17 protein-coding genes and 1 pseudogene are annotated in these 22,852 nt (G+C 70.2%); 3 read left to right on the top strand and 15 right to left on the bottom strand.

Annotated features, from left to right (window positions below):
* Positions 1–81 precede the first annotated feature (81 nt).
* The 6 genes from SACSA_RS0103045 to SACSA_RS0103020 form a co-directional block, all read right to left on the bottom strand.
* The gene (locus SACSA_RS0103045; RefSeq protein ID WP_028661477.1) at positions 82–3,681 is read right to left on the bottom strand and encodes a ThuA domain-containing protein; all 3,600 of its coding nucleotides are present in this window, start codon (positions 3,679–3,681) and stop codon (positions 82–84) included.
* A gap of 82 nt (positions 3,682–3,763) precedes the next feature.
* Entirely contained in the window at positions 3,764–4,633 is an 870-nt protein-coding gene (locus SACSA_RS0103040; RefSeq protein WP_019813383.1) for a sugar phosphate isomerase/epimerase family protein, read from the bottom strand.
* 49 nt (positions 4,634–4,682) lie between these two features.
* Entirely contained in the window at positions 4,683–5,858 is a 1,176-nt protein-coding gene (locus tag SACSA_RS0103035) for a substrate-binding domain-containing protein (RefSeq protein WP_019813381.1), read from the bottom strand.
* Positions 5,855–6,877 (bottom strand): ABC transporter permease, encoded by a 1,023-nt coding sequence (locus tag SACSA_RS0103030; RefSeq protein WP_019813379.1) that lies wholly within the window; start codon positions 6,875–6,877, stop codon positions 5,855–5,857. Before SACSA_RS0103030 ends, SACSA_RS0103035 begins: the two co-directional genes overlap by 4 nt.
* Positions 6,874–7,869 (bottom strand): ABC transporter permease, encoded by a 996-nt coding sequence (locus SACSA_RS0103025; RefSeq protein WP_019813378.1) that lies wholly within the window; start codon positions 7,867–7,869, stop codon positions 6,874–6,876. Before SACSA_RS0103025 ends, SACSA_RS0103030 begins: the two co-directional genes overlap by 4 nt.
* Before the next feature lie 67 nt (positions 7,870–7,936).
* Positions 7,937–9,451 (bottom strand): sugar ABC transporter ATP-binding protein, encoded by a 1,515-nt coding sequence (locus SACSA_RS0103020; RefSeq protein WP_019813377.1) that lies wholly within the window; start codon positions 9,449–9,451, stop codon positions 7,937–7,939.
* Positions 9,452–9,612: 161 nt separating this feature from the next.
* Here SACSA_RS0103020 and SACSA_RS0103015 point away from each other — a divergent pair, with 161 nt between their 5' ends.
* Positions 9,613–10,554 carry an SGNH/GDSL hydrolase family protein gene (locus SACSA_RS0103015; RefSeq protein WP_019813375.1) on the top strand — a complete coding sequence of 314 codons (942 nt, stop codon included), beginning with the start codon at positions 9,613–9,615 and terminating at the stop codon, positions 10,552–10,554.
* On the opposite strand, the gene SACSA_RS0103010 is transcribed toward SACSA_RS0103015, so the two are convergent.
* Both SACSA_RS0103010 and SACSA_RS0103005 read right to left on the bottom strand, forming a co-directional pair.
* On the bottom strand, positions 10,540–13,191 hold the full coding sequence (locus SACSA_RS0103010) for a valine--tRNA ligase (RefSeq protein ID WP_019813374.1): 2,652 nt from the start codon (positions 13,189–13,191) through the stop codon (positions 10,540–10,542). The genes SACSA_RS0103015 and SACSA_RS0103010 overlap by 15 nt on opposite strands.
* A gap of 61 nt (positions 13,192–13,252) precedes the next feature.
* Positions 13,253–14,005, bottom strand: a complete 753-nt coding sequence (locus SACSA_RS0103005) for a GOLPH3/VPS74 family protein (protein WP_019813373.1) — start codon at positions 14,003–14,005, stop codon at positions 13,253–13,255.
* A gap of 128 nt (positions 14,006–14,133) precedes the next feature.
* On the opposite strand from SACSA_RS0103005, the gene fdhD reads away from it, so the two are divergent.
* A complete protein-coding gene (fdhD, locus tag SACSA_RS0103000) occupies positions 14,134–14,970 on the top strand; it encodes a formate dehydrogenase accessory sulfurtransferase FdhD (protein WP_019813372.1) in 837 nt (278 codons plus the stop codon).
* Positions 14,971–14,983: 13 nt separating this feature from the next.
* On the opposite strand, the gene SACSA_RS0102995 is transcribed toward fdhD, so the two are convergent.
* From SACSA_RS0102995 to nhaA, 7 genes are all read right to left on the bottom strand, one after another.
* Positions 14,984–15,928: an anti-sigma factor RsbA family regulatory protein gene (locus SACSA_RS0102995; protein ID WP_019813371.1), complete on the bottom strand. Its 945-nt coding sequence runs from the start codon at positions 15,926–15,928 to the stop codon at positions 14,984–14,986.
* Positions 15,929–15,992: 64 nt separating this feature from the next.
* Positions 15,993–16,403 (bottom strand): hypothetical protein, encoded by a 411-nt coding sequence (locus SACSA_RS0102990; RefSeq protein WP_232212816.1) that lies wholly within the window; start codon positions 16,401–16,403, stop codon positions 15,993–15,995.
* Positions 16,404–16,432: 29 nt separating this feature from the next.
* On the bottom strand, positions 16,433–17,722 hold the full coding sequence (gene clpX / locus SACSA_RS0102985) for an ATP-dependent Clp protease ATP-binding subunit ClpX (protein ID WP_019813369.1): 1,290 nt from the start codon (positions 17,720–17,722) through the stop codon (positions 16,433–16,435).
* Between the two features lie 189 nt (positions 17,723–17,911).
* Entirely contained in the window at positions 17,912–18,556 is a 645-nt protein-coding gene (locus SACSA_RS0102980; protein WP_028661475.1) for an ATP-dependent Clp protease proteolytic subunit, read from the bottom strand.
* 22 nt (positions 18,557–18,578) lie between these two features.
* Positions 18,579–19,184 carry a ClpP family protease gene (locus SACSA_RS0102975; RefSeq protein ID WP_019813367.1) on the bottom strand — a complete coding sequence of 202 codons (606 nt, stop codon included), beginning with the start codon at positions 19,182–19,184 and terminating at the stop codon, positions 18,579–18,581.
* Positions 19,185–19,294: 110 nt separating this feature from the next.
* Entirely contained in the window at positions 19,295–20,743 is a 1,449-nt protein-coding gene (gene tig / locus SACSA_RS0102970) for a trigger factor (RefSeq protein WP_019813366.1), read from the bottom strand.
* A 259-nt stretch (positions 20,744–21,002) separates the two neighbouring features.
* Positions 21,003–22,286, bottom strand: coding sequence for a Na+/H+ antiporter NhaA (gene nhaA, locus SACSA_RS0102965; protein WP_019813365.1), 1,284 nt, complete (start codon positions 22,284–22,286; stop codon positions 21,003–21,005).
* 389 nt (positions 22,287–22,675) lie between these two features.
* Here nhaA and SACSA_RS27150 point away from each other — a divergent pair.
* A pseudogene (locus SACSA_RS27150) lies at positions 22,676–22,852 on the top strand (sensor histidine kinase); the annotation flags it as partial.

The following is a 22,852-nucleotide window of genomic DNA, read 5'->3' as shown; positions in this document are numbered from 1 at the left end:
CGTCGGCCCGCGCGCGACCACCACGGCACCGGCGGTTGCGGGGGCGACCCGGCACCCGCCCCCGCGTCTGTCACCGGTCCGTCACTCGCGCCAGCGCTCGATGAGCGCCTCGGCGTCGCGGACCAGTACCGCCTTCACCTCCTCGTCCGAGATCCGGTCCCGGGCGTCCTCGGCGAACGAGGCGAGCACCCGTGTCGCCGCGTGGACGTTGCGGCGCTTGACCCGCTCCGCCGCGTCGAGCCGGTCGGTGAGCGACTCCGCCGTCTCCGCCTCGATGCGGCCGTCCTCGGCGAAGGCGCCGACCAGGGCACGGAGGTCGTCCAACGAGGTGGTCACCGTGAACGTCACCGTGTGCTCGGCGGTGTTGCCCGCCTCGTCGGTCGCGGTGACCGTCAGCTCGTGCTCACCCAGCTCCAGCGTGTGCAGCGCGAGCTCCGTGCCGTTCTCGATCGCGTCCCCGTCGAGAGTGGCGGCGGTCCGGGCGACGCCGGAGCCCTCGTCGGTCGCCTCCCAGCCCAGCGTGACCGTGTTCGAGTCGCCGAGAGTGGCCCCGTCGGTGACACCGGAGACCCGCACCGACGGCGGCTGGTCGTCGGTGATCGCGACGCCGTCGCCGACGAAGGTCAGCGAGTCGAGGTCGAAGGGGCTCGCCATCTCACCCCGGAACACGGCGAACAGCTCCGTGGTGCCACCCGGGTCGGTGACCTCCACAGGAGGCAGCTGGACGTAGTCGTTCCAGCCGCCCGTGGCGGGCACGTCGACGGTGGCCACGACCGGCCCGTCCGCCGCACCGGCGCGCAGTTCGACCGCGCCACCGCGACCGTCCGGAGCCGACACCCGCAGCGACACCTCGTCGATGCCGGAGAAGTTCACCGGGGTGAACGAGATCCAGTCACCGTCGTTGATGTCGCCGATCCGGTTGCCACTCTCCGCGCCCTCCTGCGAGACCACACGGATGCCCGAGGACGAGGTGAAGTACTCCGCCTGCTTGTGCTTCGGCTGGAGCATCACGGTGTCGCGTCCGGTGAGCTCGGGCGCGCCCTCGCCGCCCGCGTCGGTGTACGAGGCGTCCACGGAGTAGTAGACGTTGGCCCCGGCGTGCCCGTCGTCGGCGATGGTCTCGAACACGCCTTCGCAGGCGTTGATCGGATCGACCGGGTGCCCGTGCGAGTCGTGCCCGAGCGAGGGCTGTACGACCACCCGGGAGCAGTCGATCTCACCGTCCTCCGGGTCGGTGACGTCGACGGTGAAGGGCACCCGGTCCCCGAACTCGAAGAAGCCGCCCTCGACGGGAGTGGTCACCTCCACCTCGGGCTGGGTGTTGCCCACCGTCACGGTCACGTTCGCCGCGCCGGTCTCGCCGGTGGCGTCGGTGACCCGGAGCTGGACGGTGTACTGCCCGTTCTCGGTGAAGGTGTGCGTGGGGTTCGGCTCCGTGGAGGTCGCCCCGTCACCGAAGTCCCACGCGTAGGTCACGTCGGTGCCCTCGGGGTCGTGGGAGCCCTCGCTGGAAAAGTACACCTCCAGCGGACTCGGACCCGAGGTCACGCTCGCCGACGCCTGAACCACCGGCTGCCGGTCACCCTGGTTGTACTCGATCCGGTACAGCCCCGAGTCCGGGTTGTCGCGGCCGTAGCCGCCGCCCCACTCCAGCAGGTACAGCGCACCGTCGGGCCCGAAGCGCATGTCCATCGGCGCCAGCGTCTCCTGGCTGGTCAGCCACGGGTCGAGCCGCATCACCTCACCCTGGTCGTCCAGCGAGATCGAATAGAGATCGTTGCGCGCCCACTCGTAGAAGAACGGCTTGCCGTCGTAGTACTCGGGGAACTTGACCTCCGAGTCGAGCTCAGGGTCGAACCGGTACACCGGACCACCCATCGGAGCCGCGCCGCCGGTGCCCAGGATCGGGAACTCGGCCGACTCGCCGTAGCCGTACCAGACGTCGGCGGGCTGCGCGGCGGGCAGCTCGGTCAGCCCGGTGTTGTTCGGCGAGTCGTTCACCGGGTTGGCGCAGTCGAATTCCGCACCCGACTCGCCGGTAGCGAAGTCGTAGTCGTGGTACGGAATGTTGTTCCCGACGCAGTACGGCCAGCCGTAGTTGCCCGGCTCGCGGATGATGTTCCACTCGACCTTGCCGTCCGGGCCGCGCTCCGGGTCGGCAGAACCCGCGTCCGGACCGTAGTCGGCCATGTAGATCGTGCCGTCGGTGTCCACGGTGAACCGGAACGGGTTGCGGAAGCCCATCGCGTAGATCTCCGGCCGGGTCCGCTCGGTGCCGGGGGCGAACATGTTGCCCTCGGGGATGCTGTACCCGCCGTCGTCCTCCGGCGTGACACGCAAAATCTTGCCGCGCAGGTCGTTGGTGTTGGCCGACGTCTTCTGCGCGTCGAACAGATCCCGTCCGTCCCGCTCGTCGATCGGGCTGTAGCCGCCGGATTCGAACGGGTTGGTGTCGTCGCCGACGCCGATGTAGAGGTCACCGTCCGGGCCGAAGGTCAGGTAGCCACCGGTGTGCCCGGGCTCCTCACGCCGCGAGGCCGGAATGTCGATGACCGGCACCTCGGAGTCCGCCGCGATCGTGTTCCCCTCGACGGTGAACCGCGACACCCGGTTGATCTCCTCGTCCCCGGGCGGCGAGTAGTACAGGTACAGCCAGCCGTTCTCGGCGAAGTCCGGGTCCAGCACCAGGCCGACGACGCCGTCCTCACCACCGGAGTAGACGTCGAGGTCGAGTGCGGTGGACGTGCTTTTCGCCTCGGGGTCGTAGACGCGCACCTGGCCGAGGATCTCGGTGTAGAACACCCGCCCGTCGGGGGCGATGTCCATGGCCACCGGAGCCTGGGTGTCGGAGTCCAGCGTCACCTTCTCGAACGCGTCGTCCACGGTCGCCGAGCAGTCCGCCTCGACCACGCCCGCGGCGGTGCGTACCCCGCCGAGCACGTGCTGGATGAACTCGGGCTCGCTGTAGGCGGCGGTGTCGTGGCCCATCGCGGTCGCCCAGATCCGGGTCTTGCCGACGTCGCGGCACCAGGAAATGGGGTGGTCGGGGCCCATCGCGTCCGGACCGGGCTCGTAGGTCGACTCGTCGGCCGACACGAGCACGTGCGCCTCACCACGCACGCTCTTGTCGAAGTTGTACCACTCCTCCGGGCGGTCCCACCGCGCGGGAAGGTCCTCGGTGGAGGGATGCACGTGGTCGGTGACGTGCGCGGTGCCGTCGAGCACGCCCGGCGAGTGCGACGGCATGTGCGCGCCCGCGTTGACCACGTCGTCCCACCACGGGAAGTCGTTCTCGATCCCCATGTCGGTCGCGTTGTGAATGGCCGCGATGCCGCCGCCGCGGTCGATGTAGTCCTTCATCGCCTGGCGCTCGGCGTCGTTCTCCCAGACCATGCCCGAGGTCTGGAACATGATGATGACGTCGTAGTCGGCCAGGTCCTCGTCGTTGAAGACGCTGGAGTCCTCGGTGTGGTCGAAGGTGAAGTGGTGCTCCGAGGCCAGGTCGGAGAACATCGAGACACCGGCGGGAATGGACTGGTGCCGGTACCCCTCCGTCTTGGTGAACAGCAGGGCGTGGAATTCCTCGTGCGCCTGCGCGATCCCCGGGGTCAGGCCCGCGGCGAGCAGTGCGCCCACGGAGGCCGCGCCCCAGCGCGACAACGATCTTCTTCGTCTACTCATGTGTTCCTCACGTCTGCGGGAAGAGCCGATGAGATTCCCCGGCGTGCCGGCGCCGTCCACGAGCCGCCTCTCGGCGGGCGGGTCAACTCCGGGGCATCACCTCCCTCAGGAACGCGAGGCCATCGGCCGCGAGCGCGTCCTGGCTCGGGGCCAGGGGCCGCCAGATCGAGGCGGCCGTGGCGATGCTGTCGTTGTGCGCGGTGAACGACTCAAGGCACAGCGGCCCGGTGTAGCCCGCGTCCGCGAGCGCGGACAGCACACCGGGCCAGTCGAGGTGGTCCCGGCCTGGCGAGCCCCGGTCGTTGGCGCACACCTGCACGTGGGCGATCCGCCCGGCCGCCGACCGGATCGCGGCGCCGATGTCGGTCTCCTCGATGTTCTGGTGGTAGACGTCGAGCGCCACCCCGCACGCCGGAAGCCCGTCAATCGCCTCCAGCGTCTGCGCCACCGTGTTGAACAGGCTCGTCTCGTACCGGTTGAGCGGTTCGACGCCGAGCACGACTCCGTGGTCGCGGGCGTGGTCGAGCACCGGCGCCACGGCCTCACGCCAGCGGCGCACGCACGCAGCCCGTTCGCGCTCACCCATCCGCCAGGTGCGCCCCACCGAGGCGTAGGCGGGCCCGCTCACGGCGGGCGCGCCGAGCCGCGCGGCGATGTCGACGCACCGGCGCAGGTAGTCCTGTGTGGAGCGCACCGTGGCGGCGTCGGCCTCGACCAGTTCCCGCCCTGGCGAGAACACCAGCACCACCGACGCGCCGAGCCCGTGGTCGGCGAGCAGGTTCGCCGCCTCGTCCGGGTCCCAATCGCCGACGTTCTCCACGGGCAGCTCGACCACGTCGAACCCGTCGGCGGCGATCCTGGGCACGAGCGTGCGCAGCTCCGCCCCCGTCAACGGCGAGGTCCACACCCAGGTGTTGACGCCGATCGCGTGCCGCGTCGGTGTCGTGCTCATGTCGTCCCCTTCCGGCTCACGTCGTTGCCCCTTCGCTCGAGCGGTCGGGTCACTGCCAGCGGTCGGGATAGCCGGGCATGTCCTGGCAGCCGCAGAGCGCGTAGTGCAGCGGGGGCATGCCCTCGGTGAGGTAGCGGTCGAGGTTGTCCGAGGTCACCGTCGGCTGCGGCAGAATCCACTCGCGCGGGACCTGTTCGCCACCGAGGATCTTCAGCGCGGCGATCACCGGCGTGCGCCACTGGTAGGTCGGATAGGTCGGCGCGGTCGCGGTGAGGTCCTCGGCCTTCCACTTCTCCAGGAACTGCTGCTGGTCCTCACCCGAGATCGCGGGCGGCTCCATCCCGGCGTCCTCGAACGCCTCGAGCACCGCCACGGCCGCGGTGCCGTCGTCCATCCAGATGCCGTCGATCCGCCCCTCGCGCTGGAGGTAGTCGCTGACGATGCGCTTGGCGGTGGCGTTGTCGTTCTCGGTGAACTCGGAGCCGACCACCTCGATGCCGCGCTCGTCGAACACCCGCTGCGCGGCGGCCCAGCGGTGTTCGAGCACGTCCACACCCGGCAGCACCCGCAGACCGAGCACCGTGCCGCCGTCGCCGACCTCGTCGGCGAGGAACTCCGCCGCCGTGGCGCCGAACGCGTAACCGCCGATGGGGTGAATGAAGGTCACCGGGCAGTCGGTGTTGACACCACGGTCGAAGACGATCACCGGCATGCCGCTGCCGCAAGCCTGTTCCACGGCCGGGGTCAGGGTCGCCGTCGTGTTCGGCGAGACGATCAGCGCGTCGCAGCCCTGCTCGGTCAGCGAGGCGATGTCGCTGATCTGCTTGTCGTCCTTGGCCTCGGCGTCGAGCACGGTGAACCGCGAGATCTCGTCGTGCTGATCGGCTTCGGCCTGCATCGTGGTCCAGCCGACCTGCCGCCAGGGGTTGTCCACCGAGGCGTTCGAGAAGCACAGGTGGTACGGCCCGTCGGTGGCGTAGTCGGAGGTGTCGACCATCTCCGGCTCCAGCGCCTGTTCCCACGGGCGGTCGGCGGGCCCTTCCGGCTCGGTCTCCCGCAGCGCGAGCTGGCGCTCGTACTCGTCGGCGTCGAAGAACTCGCCCTGCGCGCCGCTCTCCGGGCCCGCGGAACCGGGCGCCCCCGTGTCGGAGGGAAGCTCACTCGAACACGCCGTCGCGAGCGCGAGGGCGCCCACGGCCGCGACGGTCGAAACGGTACGTCTCATGTGGTTCTCCTTGTCCGGAACGTGCCCCGCCCGAGGCCCGCGTAGGCCACGGCGGCGATGATGATGAGGCCCTGCACGGCGGACTCGAGTCCGCCGGAAACCCCGAGCAGGGTGAGCAGGGAGAACAACGTCTCCAGCGTGAGCGCGCCCGCCATCGCGGCCACGACCGAGCCCCGGCCGCCGCCGAGGACGACACCGCCCAGCACGACCGCGGTGATGACCCGGAACTCCAGGCCGTCGCCCACCTGCGCGGACACCCCCGCGAACCCGCCGAGCAGGATCGCCGCCACCGCGGCCGACAGCCCGGAGAGCACGAACGCGAGCGTGCGGACACGCTCGACGTGCCCGCCGCCGAACCGTACGGCGGTGGCGTTGTCGCCGACGGCGACCAGCGTGCGCCCGGTGGACCCGCGCATGAAGACCACCGCGGCGACCACCAGCGCCGCCAGCAGCAGCACCGACCACGGCACCTGGCCGAGCACGGGCACCTCGAAGCCCTCCCTGCCGACCACGCGGAACGCCTCGGACAGCGCGCCGCGCGGAGCCCCTCCGGTCCACAGCATCACCGCGCCGTCGAGCACGAGCAGCATCCCGAGCGTGACGATGAACGACGGCACCAGCAGCCGCGTCGTCACCAGCCCGTTGACAAGGCCGACGGCCGCGCCGAAGGCCAGCAGCAGCGGGATCACCCAGAGCGTCGCCTGCTCCTGGCCGTCGATCAGTCGCGCGGCGATCACCACGCAGGCGGTGACCAGCGAGCCGACCGACAGGTCGAAACCGCCACTGACGATGACGAAGTACTGCCCGATCGCCAGGATCATCAGCGGCGCCGCCCGCTTGAGCAGGGCCAGATATCCGGCCGGGTCGCTGTAGGCGGGGCCGACGAACGCCAGCGCCACCAGCAGCACGGCCAGCACCGCCAGCACCGGCCCGGTGCCGTCGGCGAGGCGGAACGCGCGGTTCCGTGTCCCGGCGCCAGTCGTCGTGGGACCGGTCGTCGTGGGATCGGTGTCGGTCATCGGGACGTCCTCCGTCGCCTGGCGTACAACGCGACCGCGACGATCAGCACGACGCCGCGCACCACGTCCTTGAAGAACGGGTCGACGCCGAGGTCGTCGAAGACCGTGTCCAGCGTCGCCAGGATCAGCACACCGCCGACCGTGCCCGCGATGCCGCCGCGCCCCCCGGCCAGCAGCGTTCCGCCCAGCACCACGGCGGCGATCGACTCGAGGTCGTACACCGCGTCGGTGCCGACCCAGGGGGCCCCGGAGCCGAGCCTGCTTGCCAGGAACAGCCCGGCCAGCCCCGCGGCCACCGAGCACAGCACGTGCACCGTGAGCACCGTGCGCTCGGTGCGGATGCCCGAGAACCGGGCGACCTCCTCATCACCGCCGACGGCGTAGACGTGGTACCCACCACGCGTGCGGGTCAGAAACCACCATGCCAGCAACGCGAGTCCCAGCATCAGAAACGCCGAGACCGGGACCGGGCCGATGCGGTCGTAGCCCAGGTGCTGGAAAAGCCGTGGCACGTTTCCCGAGGGGCCGTCGTAGGAGTGCTCGAGGTAGCCCCGGATCACCAGGCCGGTGCCCAAGGTCGCGATGAAGGCGTTCACCTTCAACTTCGTCACGATCAGGCCGTTGGCCAGCCCCACCCCGGCGGCGACCGCGAGGGTGAGCAGCACGGCGGGCACGATCATCCCCGGATCGCCCGCCATCGTCTCGGCGCCGATCAGCGAGCACAGCCCGACGAGGTAGGCCACCGACAGATCGAGCTTGCCGGTCAGGATCACCATCGTCTGTCCGATGGCGACCAGGCCGAGCGCCGTGCTGCGCGTGAGGATGTTGAGCACGCCGCCCTGGTCGAGCAGCACGCCGCCGCTGAGGCCGACCAGCACGCTGCCGATGATCAGGACCAGCACCAGTGCCGCGTACACACCGGCGACCGGGGTCGCCAGCGCGGCCGTCCACGACCGGCGGTCACGCGGCGCGGAAAGCGTCGCCTGGCTCATGCGGCCTCCTCCGTTTCGCGGGACACCCGCACCCGGTCGGCCGCACCGAGCCGTCGGCGATCCTGGCTCATGCGGCCTCCTCGGTGACCTCGTGGCCCGTGGCCAGGCGCATCACGGCCTCCTCCGACGGGCCCGCGGGCAGCTCGCCCGCGATCCGGCCGTCGTGCAGGACGAGCACGCGGTCGCTCATCCCGATCAGTTCGGGAAGTTCCGAAGAGATCATCAAAATGGCGACGCCCTCGGCGGCCAGCCCGCGCAGCAACTCGTAGACGGTCTGCTTGGCCCCCACGTCGACACCCCGGGTGGGCTCGTCGACGACGAGGACGCGCGGTTCGACGGCCAGCCATTTGGCCAGGACCACCTTCTGCTGGTTACCGCCCGACAGGTAGCGCACCTCCTGCTCCGGCGAGCGCGCGACGACGGTGACCGAATCCAGAAGGGCGCCGAGGTCGAGCCCGCCGCGCCCACGGCCGAAGGCCGCCCGGCGCACGAGCAACGCGTTGTCCCGAACGGACTGGCGCAGCGCCAGTCCCTCCCCCTTGCGGTCCTCGGTGACGTGCGCGATGCCGTGCCGGACCGCCGCGCGGGGCGTACGCAGGCGCACCCGCCCTCCGTCCAGCTCCACCGTTCCCGTGCGGAACGGTTCGATGCCGCACACGGCCCGCGCGACGGCGGAGCGGCCCGCGCCCTGGAGCCCGGCCAGCCCCACGATCTCCCCGGCGCGGACGTCGAGGGTGATGCCGTCGAGCCGAAGGTTGCCGCAGTCGCGCAACCGCAACCGGGTGTCCCCGAGCGAGGAGGCCTCCGCCCGAGGCGGAAACAGCGCCTCGAGCGACCGGCCCACCATGTGCCGCACGAGCCGGTCGCTGTCCAGCTCGGACGCCGGACACGAGGTGACGAGGGCACCGTCTTTGAGCACGGTGATCTGGTGGGAGAGGTCGAACACCTCGGTCAGCCGGTGGGAGACGTAGAGCACCGCGATGCCGCGGTCGCACAACCGGCGCACCAGCCCGTAGAGCAGCTCCACCTCGTTGTCCGCCAGCGCCGCCGTCGGCTCGTCCATCGCGAGCACGCGCACGTCGAAGGCCAGCGCCTTGACGATCTCCACGACCTGACGCTGCGCCACCGGCAGCCGGCGCACCGGGTCCCGGGGTGAGATGCCCTCGGCCCCGAGGTCGTCGAGCAGCGCGGCGGTGTCGGCCTCCATCCGCCCGCGGTCGACGGTGCCGCGCCGCACCGGTTCGGAGCCGAGGAACACGTTCTCGGCCACGGTGCGGTCGTCCAGCAGGTTGAGTTCCTGGTGGACGATCGAGATCCCGGCGGCCTGCGCCTGCCGCGGAGAGGCGAACTCCACCCGCTGCCCGTCCAGCTCGACGGTGCCCGCGTCCGCCCGGTGCACCCCCGCGAGGATCTTCATGAGCGTGGACTTGCCCGCGCCGTTCTCCCCCACGAGCGCGTGCACACGACCCGCATACAGCTCGAGGTCGACGTCCCGCAGCACCTCGTTGCCCCAGAACTGTTTGGAGACGCCCCGCATGCGCACGAGCGGCTCCACCTCGTCGGTGAGGCCAGTCACAGTCATGAGTGCGCACGATAGTCGTTCTTATGTGCATGTCAAACAAAAGTAGTCCGGATTGATGCGTAACGACGTTCGTTACGGACCGAAATCCGGGAGTCGCACCCACCGTCACCACCCGATCGGAAGATCCGCCGACTCGCCCCGAACGGATAGAACTGAGAACCATGCGCCGCCGAAGAAGCCTGGTCACCGTCCTCGTGTCACTCGTGGTCGTCCTCGTCTCAGCGGGCGGGGTCGCCGCGGCGGAGCGTCCCACCGGCCCGCGCGGCACCGTGTCCGCAACCGGCCTGACCCACTACGTCGCACTCGGCGACTCCTACACCTCCGGGCCGCTGATCCCGTTCCCGCGCCTCGACCCGCCCGGCTGCGTGCGCTCCACCAACAACTACCCGTCGCTACTGGCGCGGGCACTGGACTGGACCTGGCTCACCGACGTGAGCTGTGGCGGCGCCGACACCACGCACATGACCCGCCCCCAGGAGGTCACGCTCGGCGTCAACCCGCCCCAGTTCGACGCGCTCGGCCCGCACACCGACCTGGTCACGCTCGGCATCGGCGGCAACGACCACGGCGTGTTCGGCGACGTGATCAGCACCTGTCCGCCGTTGCGGGAGACCGACCCCGAGGGCGCGCCGTGCCGGGAGCACTTCACCGTCGACGGCACCGACACGCTGCTCGAGGCCATCGCCGACACCGGGGACCGGGTCGCCACGGTCCTGCGCGGAGCGCGGGACCGTGCGCCGGAGGCGACGATCCTGCTGGTCGGCTACCCGCGCATCGCGCCGGAGTCCGGAACCTGCCCCGAGGTGCTGCCCTTCGCCGACGGCGATTATCCCTGGCTGCGCGGGGTCGAGGAGGCGCTCAACGACGCCCTCTCCACGGCAGCCTCGGAGGTCGACGCGGCGACCTTCGTCGACCTGCGCCCGGCCTCCCGCGGCCACGATGCCTGCGCCGGAGCCGAGGCCTGGATCCAGGGACAGGAGACGGACCTTCTCGCCGCCGCTTCCTACCACCCACGCCGCGCGGGCATGGAGGGTGTCGCGGAGGTGTTGCGCGACCACCTCACCGGCGCCGCCGGTGCGACCGGAGTATCAGGAGCCGAGTGAGGTCAGTCGCGCGGTGATCCGCTCGATGTCGGCGGCGGCGGTGTCGCGGCGGGCGCGGATCTTGTCCACTACGTCGGCGGGCGCCTTGTCCAGGAAGGACTGATTGCCGAGCTTGCCCTCGGTCTGTGCCAGTTCCTTCTCGGCCGAGGCGAGGTCCTTGCGCAGCCGCTTGCGCTCGGCGTCGACGTCGATCGCCCCCGAGGTGTCCACCTCGACGGTGACCGTGCCGGAAGCCAGTGAGACGTCGAGCGAGGCGGTCGCGGTGAACCCGGCGCCGGGATCGGTGAGCCGGGCCAGCGTCCGGACGGCGTCCTCGTGCCCTTCCAGCGCGCCGAAGCCGTCTCCGGAGAGCCGGGTGGCCACCCGCTGTCCCGGCTTGAGCCCCTGGTCGGAGCGGAAGCGGCGGATCTCGGTGACGAGCTTCTGCACGTCGGCGATCCGGCCCTCGGCCGCGGTGTCGGGCTCAGGGAGACCCAGCCGTCGCGGCTCGGGCCAGTGCGCGATCACCACCGACTCCCCGCCCGTGAGCGTGGTCCACAACCGCTCGGTGATGAACGGCACGATCGGGTGCAGCATCCGCAGCACGATGTCGAGCACGTGGCCGAGCACCGCGCGAGTGCCGTCGGCGGTGTTCCCCGAGAGCTGCACCTTCGCCAGCTCCAGGTACCAGTCGCACAGCTCGTCCCAGGTGAAGTGGTAGAGCAGGTTGGTGGCCTTGGCGAACTGGAAGTCCTCGAGCAGGGCGTCGGCTTCGGTGACCACCGTGTTGAGCCTGCCCAGAATCCAGCGATCCGCCTCGGTCAGCTCACCCGGCTCCGGCAACGGCTGGGCGGCGGTGGCACCGTTGGAGATGGCGAACCTGCTCGCGTTCCACAGCTTCGTGCAGAAGTTGCGCGCGCCGGCGGCCCACTCCTCGGCCAGTGCCATGTCCGCGCCCGGGTTCGCGCCCCGGGCCAGGGTGAACCGCGTGGCGTCGGCGCCGAAGCGCTCCATCCAATCCAGCGGATCGAGGACGTTGCCCCGCGACTTCGACATCTTCCTGCCGTGGGCGTCGCGGATCAGACCGTGCAGGTAGATGTGCTCGAACGGAACCGCCCGCTGCGGCCCGTTGTCCCGCATCGCGTACAGGCCGAACATCATCATGCGGGCGACCCAGAAGAACAGGATGTCGTACCCGGTGGACAGCACACTGGTCGGGTAGAACTTGGCCAGATCGGCGGTGTCGTCGGGCCAGCCCATCGTGGAGAACGGCCACAGCCCGGACGAGAACCAGGTGTCGAGCACGTCCGGGTCCTGCCGCCAGCCGGGACCGCTCGGCGGCTCCTCGTCCGGGCCGACGCACACCGTCTCGCCGTTCGGGCCATACCACACCGGAATGCGGTGGCCCCACCACAACTGGCGCGAGATCGTCCAGTCGTGCATGTTGTCGACCCAGTCGAAGTAGCGCTTGGCCAGCTCCGGCGGGTGCACCGCCACCCGGCCGTCCCGCACGGCATCGCCTGCCGCCTTCGCCAGCGGTTCCACGCGCACCCACCACTGCAACGACAGCCGGGGCTCCACGACCGTGTCGCACCGCGAGCAGTGCCCGACGGCGTGGGTGTAGGGACGCTTCTCCGACACGATGCGGCCCTGTTCGCGCAGCGCCGCCACGACCGCGGGCCGCGCCTCGAACCGGTCCATTCCCTCGAACGGGCCGTGCGCGGTGACCACGCCCCGCTCGTCCATGATCGCGGGCATGGGCAGGTCGTGCCGCCTGCCGATCTCGAAGTCGTTCGGGTCGTGCGCCGGGGTCACCTTGACCGCGCCGGTGCCGAACTCCGGGTCCACATGGCTGTCCGCGACAACGGGAATCCGGCGCCCGGTCAGCGGCAGCTCCACCTCCGTGCCGACGAGGTGGGCGTAGCGCTCGTCGTCGGGGTGCACGGCCACGGCCGTGTCCCCCAGCATCGTCTCCGCGCGGGTGGTCGCCACGACCACCGACGCGTCGCCCTCCCCGTACCGGATCGACACCAGCTCGCCCTCGTCGTCGCTGTGGTCGACCTCGATGTCGGAGAGCGCGGTCAGACAGCGGGGGCACCAGTTGATGATGCGCTCGGCCCGGTAGACCAGTCCCTCGTCGTAGAGCCGCTTGAAGATCGTCTGCACGGCCCGGGACAGGCCGTCGTCCATGGTGAACCGCTCGCGCGACCAGTCGACGCCGTCACCGAGGCGCTTCATCTGGTCCAGGATGCGCCCGCCGTACTCGGCCTTGTACTGCCAGACGCGCTCGACGAACCGCTCCCGGCCGAGGTCGTGCCGCGACAGGCCCTCACCGGCCAGCTCCCGCTCGACCACGTTCTGCGTGGCGATGCCCGCGTGGTCCATGCCGGGCAGCCACAGCACCTCGTAGCCCTGCATGCGCCTGCGCCTGCTCATCGCGTCCATCAACGTGTGGTTGAGGGCGTGGCCCATGTGCAGGCTGCCGGTGACGTTGGGCGGCGGCAGCACGATCGTGAACGGCGGCCTGTCCGACGCGGCATCGGCCGTGAAGTAGCCCCCGGCTACCCAGCGCCGGTACAGCTCGGCCTCCTCCTCGGCCGGGTTCCAGGCACTGGGCAGGTCGGTCTTCGGTGCTGCGCTGTCGGTCACGGAGGACAAGTCTAGGAAAGCCGGCGACCACCGGCCGCACCGCCTCCGCGTCGAGACCCGGCCCGCGGCCTCACGGGGTGGGCGGAGTGACCAGCGTCGGCACGAACAGAGCCGCCACGACCGCGGCGGTGATCTTTTCGACGGGCTCGCGCAGCGCGTCCCGCGCCCGGTTGCCCTCGGCGATCCGGTCGGCGCGACGTTTGACCTCGGCCGGGTCGGCCTCGGCACCGAGCACCCGCGCGACCGTGTCGGTGCCCGTCAACAGCGCGATCAGAGCCGTGGTGCGCTCGTCCGGTTCGCCGCCCTCGACCAACACCCGGTGCAGCTCGGCACGCACGTGCCTGCCGTGCTCCAGGTCCTGCTCGGCCCAGTCCTCGGTCGGGGCCCGCCCGGCGATGCGCCCGTCCGCACGCCGCAGGATGCCCCGGTCGGCGAGCCCGGCGAGCAGCTCGGCCGAGGGCGTCCGGCCCGCGAGCGCACCCAGCGCGTCGGTCGGCTTGGCCCCCGCCCTCTCGGCGACCGTGGTGAGCGCGCCGTCGAGGACGGAGATCCCCGTGGATTCCGCGTCGAGCACGACGAGCGCCTCCGGTCCGGGCCCTTCCGCACGGGCACCGCCGTCTCCCCCGGTCTGCCCCGCCGTGTCCGCGAGCGCCCCGGGGGCGGTGTCCGCGAGCGCCCCGGGCGCGACGTCGATGCGGTCCCGCACCGCGAGCTCGATGAGCAGCGCGCCGGCGAGCGAGTACTCCAGATTCGCGGCACCGCTGACGGGTGCGAGTGCGTCGTCGTCGAACAGCAACAGGGCCAGATCCTCGGCGATGAGCATGGTCGAGAGCCTAGACGGCGGGCGCGTGCCCGCGCAGGCACACGGGGGCACCACTGGCGCGGACCGCCGCACGGCGGGGCATCATGGGACCAGGCGAGGACGCGGCACCGGAACGGGGTGATTCGCCGATGGGACGGGTGACGGTCCGCAGGCCGGTCCGGGCGCTGGGCCCGGACGGGGCGCGGCGCAAGCCGGACGCGCTGGCCGCGGAGGAACCGCTCGAACTCCGCCTGGGCGGCCAGGCGCTGGCGGTCACGATGCGCACGCCCGGCCACGACGTCGAGCTCGCGCACGGGTTCCTGCTCTCCGAGGGCGTCATCGCCGCGCGGGAGGACGTCGCCGCCGCCCGCTACTGCGACAGCGTCGACGAGTACGGCCGCAACACCTACAACGTGCTCGACGTGCTGCCCGCCGACGGGCTGGCCGAGCCGGACGTGGGGGTGCGGCGCAACTTCTACACCACGTCCTCGTGCGGGGTGTGTGGCAAGGCCGCCCTCGACGCCGTCCGGGTGCGCAGCCGCTTCGACCCCACCGCCTCGGCGTTCAGCGTCCCCAGCACCGTGCTGTCCACGCTGCCCGACGCACTCCGCGAGCGGCAGCGGGTGTTCGCCTCCACCGGCGGCCTGCACGCCGCCGCGCTGTTCACCGCCGACGGCTCGCTCGCCGTCGTGCGGGAGGACGTCGGCAGGCACAACGCGGTCGACAAGGTGCTGGGCTGGGCCCTGCTCCAGGGCCGGGTGCCCGCACACGACCTCGGCCTGCTGCTCTCCGGCCGGGCCTCGTTCGAACTGGTTCAGAAAGCCACGATGGCGGGCGTGCCGCTCGTGTCCGCGGTCTCCGCCCCGTCGTCGCTGGCGGTGGAACTCGCCGAGGACAGCGGCATCACTCTCGTCGGCTTCCTGCGCGGATCGAGCATGAACCTCTACACGGGTGAGCGGGTCGACGACGCCGAGTCCGCTTCGTGACGCCTGTGGGTGATCACGAGGAGGACAGGGACACGCGCATCGTCATTCCGTCCGGACCGACGTGGGTCCGGACGAGTTCGGCGACCTGGTTGACCAACAGCAGCCCCCGTCCGCCGTCCTGATAGGGCGACGCGGGACGCCTGCCCGCCAGCTTGTCGGTCGGCTGCCCCTGATCGGCGACCTCGCACACCACGCCGTCGTCCGACCGCCACATCCGCAGCACGCCACCACCTCCGCCGTGCTGGACACTGTTGGCGCACAGCTCCCCGATGACCAACGCCACGTCCTGCAGCCGCTGGCCCGCCACCCCGGCGTCGGCGGCGAAGGCGGTTCCGACGTGGCGTGCCCCGGCCATGGTGTCGAGGTCGAAGGTGGTCGACACCGCGCCGTCCGGCACCGTCAGCGGGTGGTTCTGCCGCTCGAACGCCTCGTCGGGCGCGTAGCACGGACTCTCGCGACAGCCGTTGGCGTCCACGAGCACGGGGTGGGTGGCCTCGGCGTCGGCGAGCACCGACGCGTCGAGCATGCTCGCGTCGTACGGGCACAGGATGGTCGCCTCCCGCCCGGCGAACGAGGCGTTGATCAGCGCTTCGTGTTGCACGCACGCGGGGTACTCGTAGTCGGTCCGCCCCGCCCAGATCGGCTCGCCGATGATGCGCACCCGGCTGCTGTGCGCGTCGGCGAAGGCACGCAGCACCGACGGGATGATGCGGCCCGGATTGCGCCCCGCCTCCTCCATGTCGATCAGCCGGACGTGGCGCGCGTCGTCGGCCAGCGCGTCGGCCAGCGATGTCAGCCGGGCGGACGGGACCGCGACCGCGACCGGCTCGCCCCGAGCCAGACCCTCGCGAACGAACGGAACCGTTCCCGCCAGATAGCTCGCGTCGTCGGAATAGAACAGCGCCTCGTGCGAGAACCCCTGACCGGTGCTCTCGCGGAGTGCAGCTGTCACGACCACCCGCGTCCTCTTCCTCGACCCTACTGCCGGGTACGGAGTATCCCGGCCGCCCCTCCGATAAACCTCAGGTGAGGTAACGGGCGACGAACGACATGGTCCACAGGCTGATCGCGACCCCAACGGCGAACAGGGTCACGGCGCCCACCAGGTGCCGGTCGTCCCGTGCCGTCCGCGCCAGCCACACACCGACAGCCGCGGCCACCCACGGCGCGAGTGGCACCAGCGGCAGCGCGGAGGCCCGGGTCACCGACGCGAGCAGGCACACCACCGCGAGCACGCCCAGCGTGCCGACCAGCCCTCGGTGCACGACAGGGTTGCGCAGCCCGGCAGCGGTCACCACACCCCGCGCCAGCTCATCGACCGTCGCCGCGCACGGAATCATCCCCGGCGGGTCCACGTCAACGGCGGAGCCCCGGGACGCGACCTCATCGCCTTCGGGGGACGGAGCGGGACGGGAGACGGAAAGAGGACTCATGACACCGGAGAGTAGCGGTCGCTGCCGGATCAGGCAGACTTCTCCCCCCGCTCACGCTGGCGCCGCGACGGCTGGCGCGACACGATCGTCGGATTGACGTTCTCCCGGACGGTCTGCTCGGTGATCACGACCTTGGCGACGTCGTCGCGACTCGGGATGTCATACATCACCGGCTGCAAGACCTCCTCCATGATCGCCCGAAGGCCACGGGCACCCGTGCCGCGCAGCAACGCCTGGTCCGCGATCGCCTCCAACGCCGTCTTGGTGAACTCCAGCTCGACGTTGTCGATCTCGAACAGCTTGGTGTACTGCTTGGTCAGCGCGTTGCGCGGCTCGGTGAGGATGCGCACCAGCGACTGCTTGTCGAGGTTGGTCACGTTGGCCACCACCGGGACGCGCCCGATGAACTCCGGGATCAGGCCGAACTTGATCAGATCCTCGGGCATCGTGTCGCTGAAGACGTCGCTCTCCTCGATCTCGCGCTGGGTGCGGATCTCCGCGCCGAAACCGAGACCGCGCTTGCCGATGCGGTCGTTGATGATCTTCTCGAGACCCGCGAACGCGCCCGCCACGATGAACAGCACGTTCGTGGTGTCGATCTGGATGAACTCCTGGTGGGGATGCTTGCGCCCGCCCTGCGGCGGCACCGAGGCGGTCGTGCCCTCCAGGATCTTCAACAGCGCCTGCTGCACGCCCTCGCCCGAGACGTCCCGCGTGATCGAGGGGTTCTCGGACTTGCGCGCGATCTTGTCGACCTCGTCGATGTAGATGATGCCGGTCTCGGCGCGCTTGACGTCGTAGTCGGCGGCCTGGATGAGCTTGAGCAGGATGTTCTCGACGTCCTCGCCGACGTAACCTGCCTCGGTGAGCGCGGTGGCGTCGGCGATCGCGAACGGCACGTTGAGCAGCTTGGCCAGGGTCTGCGCGAGGTAGGTCTTGCCACAGCCGGTCGGCCCGAGCATCAGGATGTTGGACTTGGCCAGCTCCACCGGCTCGTCCTTCGACTCCTTCGGGCCCTTGGAGTCGGACTGGATGCGCTTGTAGTGGTTGTACACCGCCACCGCGAGCGTTCGCTTGGCGTCATCCTGGCCGATGATGTACTGCTCAAGGAACTCGTGAATGTCGGCGGGCTTGGGCAGTTCGTCGAGCTTGACGTCGCCTGCCTCGGCGAGCTCCTCCTCGATGATCTCGTTGCAGAGCTCGATGCACTCGTCACAGATGTATACGCCGGGCCCGGCGATGAGCTTTTTCACCTGTTTCTGGCTCTTCCCGCAGAAAGAACATTTCAGCAGGTCTCCGCCGTCCCCGATCCGTGCCATGACCGCTGACCTCGTCCCCTCCGGTGCCGAAGACACCTGTGTCGTGCGTTGCCACTGACGGTACCCGCCCTACGCGCTCAGCGGGAGCGTCGCGCCCGAATCACGCGCAGGAGACCACTCTACTGCCGGAGGCGGGCGGGTGCCGCGCGTCGACACGCCGCCCGCCTCCCGGCCACGGCCCTGGACGTCTCAGTCGGCCGAGGCCTTGCGGTACTCCAGCACCTGATCGATGATGCCGTACTCCTTGGCCTCTTCCGGCGTGAGGATCTTGTCGCGCTCGATGTCGGCGCGCACGTCGGCGGCCGACTTGTTCGTGTGCTTGGCCAGCGTGTTCTCCATCAGGCTACGCACCCGCTGGATCTCCCGGGCTTGGATCTCGAGGTCGGATACCTGCCCGTAGGCGCCCTCGGTGGCCGGCTGATGGATCAGCACGCGGGCGTTCGGCAGCGCGAGGCGCTTGCCCTTGGTCCCTGCCGCCAGCAGCACGGCCGCCGCCGAAGCCGCCTGGCCCAGGCAGACCGTCTGGATGTCCGGCCGCACGTACTGCATCGTGTCGTAGATGGCCATCAGCGCGGTGAAGGAGCCACCCGGCGAGTTGATGTAGATGATGATGTCGCGGTCGGGGTCCTCGTGCTCCAGGTGCAGCAACTGGGCCATCACGTCGTTGGCCGAGGCGTCGTCCACCTGGACGCCGAGCATGATCTGCCGTTCCTCGTACAGCTTGTTGTACGGGTTCGACTCCTTGATCCCGTAGCTCGTGCGCTCCACGTAGGAGGGCAGCACGTAGCGCGACTGGGGAAGGTCGTACCGGGCCTGCGGATAGAAGTTGTTCATGTTCTCCTCCTTCACTGCCCGGTCAGTTCGAGTTCGGCGTCGGGTTGTCGCGGGTGAGCACCTGGTCGACGAAGCCGTAGTCCTTGGCCTCGGTCGCGGTGAACCAGCGGTCCCGGTCGCTGTCGGCGAGGATCTGCTCGGTGGTCTGACCGGTCTGCTCAGCGGTGATGCGCGCCAGCTCGTGCTTCCACTTGCCGAACACCTCGGCCTGGATGGCGATGTCCGACGCGGTGCCGCCCACCCCGGCGGACGGCTGGTGCATCAGGATGCGCGCGTGCGGCAGCGAGTACCGCTTGCCGGGCGTGCCCGAGGACAGCAGGAACTGGCCCATCGACGCGGCGAGGCCCATCGCGTAGGTGGCCACGTCCGGCTCGATCAGCTGCATGGTGTCGTAGATGGCGAAACCGGCCGTCACCGAGCCACCGGGCGAGTTGATGTAGAAGCGGATGTCGGCCTGCGGGTCCTCGGCGGCCAGCAGCAACAACTGCGCGGTGATGCGGTTGGCGACCTCGTCGTTGACCTCGGAGCCGAGGACGACGATGCGTTCCTGGAGCAGCCGCTCGTACACCGAGTCGGTCAGGTTGAGCCCCGCGGTGCCGGTCCGCCCCTCTGGCATCTTCTGCGTCACGTCTGCCTGCCTTTTCGAAAAAGTCTGGAGATCTTGTCACCGACCCTAACGAACTCGGGCGGTGCAGATGGCCTGACACCGCCCGAGTTCGCTGAGAGCATGAGAAGTACTCACCGGTCGGTGGCGGTGGCTCCCTCGTTCGCGGCGCTGTCCGCACCGTCCTCAGTCGACGCGGTGGTCTCCGGGGCGGTGGCCTCCGGGGTGGCCTCCCGCTCGCCCTCGTCCGACTCGCCGTCCTGCTCGGACCCGAACAACTCGCTCAGGTCGAGAGTGGAGCCCGACTGGTCGGTCACCGTCACCTCGCGCACGATCTCGGCCAGCGCCTTGCCCCGGCGCACGTCAGCGTAGATCGCACCGAGCTGGTTGGCCTCCTGCGCGCGCCGCACGTACTCGTCCGGGTTCATCCCGTACCGCTGCGCCTGGTAGATGATGCGCTCGGTGAGCTCGGAGTCGTCGACGTTGACGTCGCGCTGGTCGGCGAGGGCGTCGAGCAGCAGCTGGGTACGCACCGACTTCTCCGCCTCGGTCCGGACCTCGTTCTCCCACTCCTCCGGGTCGCCGCCCTGGGCCGTGAGGGAGCGCTTGTAGGCCTCCTCGTCGTGGTCGAACTCGTGGATCGCGTCGTGCTTGCGGTTGGAGATCTCCTGCTCGAGGATCTGGTCGGGCATCGGCACGTCGACGCGGTCCAGCAGCTCGTCCAGCACCTTGTCCCGGGCCTGCACGCCCTGCTGCACGCGCTTCATCCGGCGCAGGCGCTCCCGCAGGTCGTCGGTGAGCTCGTCGATGGTGTCGAACTCGCTCGCGAGCTGGGCGAACTCGTCGTCCGGCTCGGGCAGCTCGCGCTCCTTGATCGAGTTCACCGTGACGCTCACGTCGGCGTCGCGACCCGCGTGCTCACCGGCGACGAGCTGGGTGGTGAAATGCCTGGTCTCCCCCTCGCCCGCGCCGATGATGGCGTCGTCGATGCCGTCCACGAGCTGACCCGAGCCGATCTCGTAGGACAGCCCGGTCGTCGAGGCATCGGGGACCTCCTCGCCATCCACGGTCGCGGACAGGTCGAGGGAGACGAAGTCCCCGTGCTGGGCGGGGCGGTCGACGCCGGTCAGCGTGCCGAACCGCGCGCGCAGCTCGTCGAGCTGCTCGGTGACCTCGGACTCGTCGAGCTCAACGTCGTCCACGCTGACCGTGATGTCGCCGAGGTCGGGCAGGGTGATGTCGGGGCGGACGTCGACCTCGGCGCTGAACTCGAGCACCTCGCGGTCCTCGAGCTTGGTCACCTCGAAGTCGGGCTGACCGAGCGTGCGCACCTCACCACTGCGCACCGCTTCCATGTACTTCGCCGGGATGGCCTCGTTGACGACCTCGTCGAGCACCGGGGCACGGCCGATACGGCTCTCGAGAACGCGGGCCGGGGCCTTGCCCGGACGGAAACCTGGGATCCGGACCTGCTGAGCGATCTTGCGGTAGGCGCGGTCGAAGTTCGGTTTGAGCTCGTCGAACGGCACCTCGACATTGATCTTCACGCGCGTCGGGCTCAGCTGCTCGACGGTGCTCTTCAACGTTATCTCCTCGCCGGGACTGTGTCGGTCTGGTGACGCCGGCCCGGCGACCAGGGGTCTAGCACGGACCGGATGTCCGAGTCTAGGCCAGCACCCGGGCTCCGCGTGGTGCGGGTCCGCCCCGGGCCTCACCCACCACTCCGGATACCACACCCTCTGCCGCCCTACCCGCCGTGACCGTCGGCAAGGCCTCCTTCACTGCGTTGAACGCAGGAAAGGAGGCCTTGCCGACACGCCAACAGGGGGTGGGTGGACGGGGTTACTGGTAGATGTCCGGGATGCCGTCCCGGTCGGCGTCCCGGGTCTCCCGTTCGTGGACGCGGCGGTAGACCCGGTTGCGCAGACGCAGGATCACCGTGGCCAGTATCGCCGCGAGCAGCGAGCCGCACAGCACCGCGATCTTGACAAGCTCGTCGCGCTCCCCGCCCGCGCCGAAGGCGAGATCGCCGACCAGCAACGACACGGTGAACCCGATCCCCGCGAGCAGGGAGAGACCCAGCACGTCGATCCAGGCGATGTCGCTGTCCAGCTCGGCCCGGGTGAAGCGGCCCATGACGAAGGTCGTGCCGAAGATGCCGATCGCCTTGCCGAGCACGAGACCGCCGACGATCCCGAGCGCCACCGGGTCACCCAGCGCCTCGATCAGCCCGTCGAGCCCGCCGAAGGCGACCCCCGCGGCGAAGAGGGCGAAGATCGGCACGGCCACGCCTGCCGAGATCGGCCGCCACCGGTGCTCGAAGTGCTCGGCGAGACCCACGGATTCGCCCTTGCGTTGCAACGCGGGCACCGCGAAGCCGAGGAGCACGCCCGCCACGGTCGCGTGCACCCCGGAGGCGTGCACGAGCGCCCAGGTCACCACGCCGAGCGGGATGAGCAGCCACCACGACCGGACCCGGCGCTGCACGAGCAGTGTGAACACCGCCAGCGGCACCAGCGTGAGCAGCAGCGGCACCACGGACAGCTCATCGGTGTAGAAGACGGCGATGATCGTGATGGCGATGAGGTCGTCGACCACGGCCAGTGTCAGCAGGAACACCCGCAGCGCCGACGGCAGGAACCGGCCGACGACGGCGAGCACGGCCACGGCGAAGGCGATGTCGGTGGCGGTGGGGATGGCCCAGCCCCGCAGCGCGGAGGGATCGCCGAGGTTGATCACGACGTAGATCAGGGCCGGGAGGACCACCCCGCCAACGGCGGCGGCGACGGGCACCGCGGCCCGGCGGGGGTCACGCAGCTCACCGGCCACGAACTCGCGTTTGAGCTCAAGGCCCACCACGAAGAAGAAGATCGCCAGCAGGCCGTCGGCGGCCCAGTGCGAGAGGTCGAGATTCAGGTGGAGCGACTCCGGGCCGATGGTGAACTCGCGCATGGCCGTGTAGGCCTCCGACCACGGCGAGTTGGCCCACACCAGCGCCACCACCGCACCGGTCAGGAGCAACATGCCACCGACGGTCTCCTGCCTGAGGATGTCGGTGACCTGTTTCCACTCCCGCCAGGACGTGCGGCTGAACAGCTTGCGCTTCGTGGGGGGTGCTGTGCTCATGTTTGTGTCGTCAACCCCTCCCGGTCGGTGAACATCGGGCACTGCACCCGTGATCTTACTTGCCGAATCTAACGATCCGTGCGGCTTCGAGATCGACGTCGCAGGTCACCACACCCGAGCATCGCGCCGTCACACCTCGTGCCGCGGATACCCGTCACGCGGGGGACGGGACTCGCGACCAGCGTCGACGCCGGTCGGGACACCCGGATCGCCGGGAGGTGCCGTGCCGTCGTCATGGGTGCCGATTATGGGTCTCACCCGGACGGTGGAACAGTCCTGTTTACGTGTTTTGAGCGTTACGTCACCCTCCGCTCCGGTCGCGGACTTCCCGCGCCGGCGGCCACCCGGTTAGATTCGCCTGCACCGCCCGCCGAGGAAGCTGGAGCGACATGTCGATCCCCGGAGGACGTCTCCGTCCGCACAAGGGCTCACCGCGGTCCCGGCGCCCACGGGATTCGGGCGTGCTGCTGGAGACGGCGCGGCACGTCTCGGAGGATCTCGCCGACGGCCTGTCCGGCCCGAGGGTGCGCGCGGCCGCGCGCGGCATCCGGCGGCTGCTGGCGGCC

It is taken from the genome of Saccharomonospora saliphila YIM 90502 (assembly GCF_000383795.1).
Taxonomy (GTDB): domain Bacteria; phylum Actinomycetota; class Actinomycetes; order Mycobacteriales; family Pseudonocardiaceae; genus Saccharomonospora; species Saccharomonospora saliphila.
The sequence above is the reverse complement of the archived record's forward strand: the minus strand, read 5'-3'. Positions and strand labels throughout refer to the sequence as shown.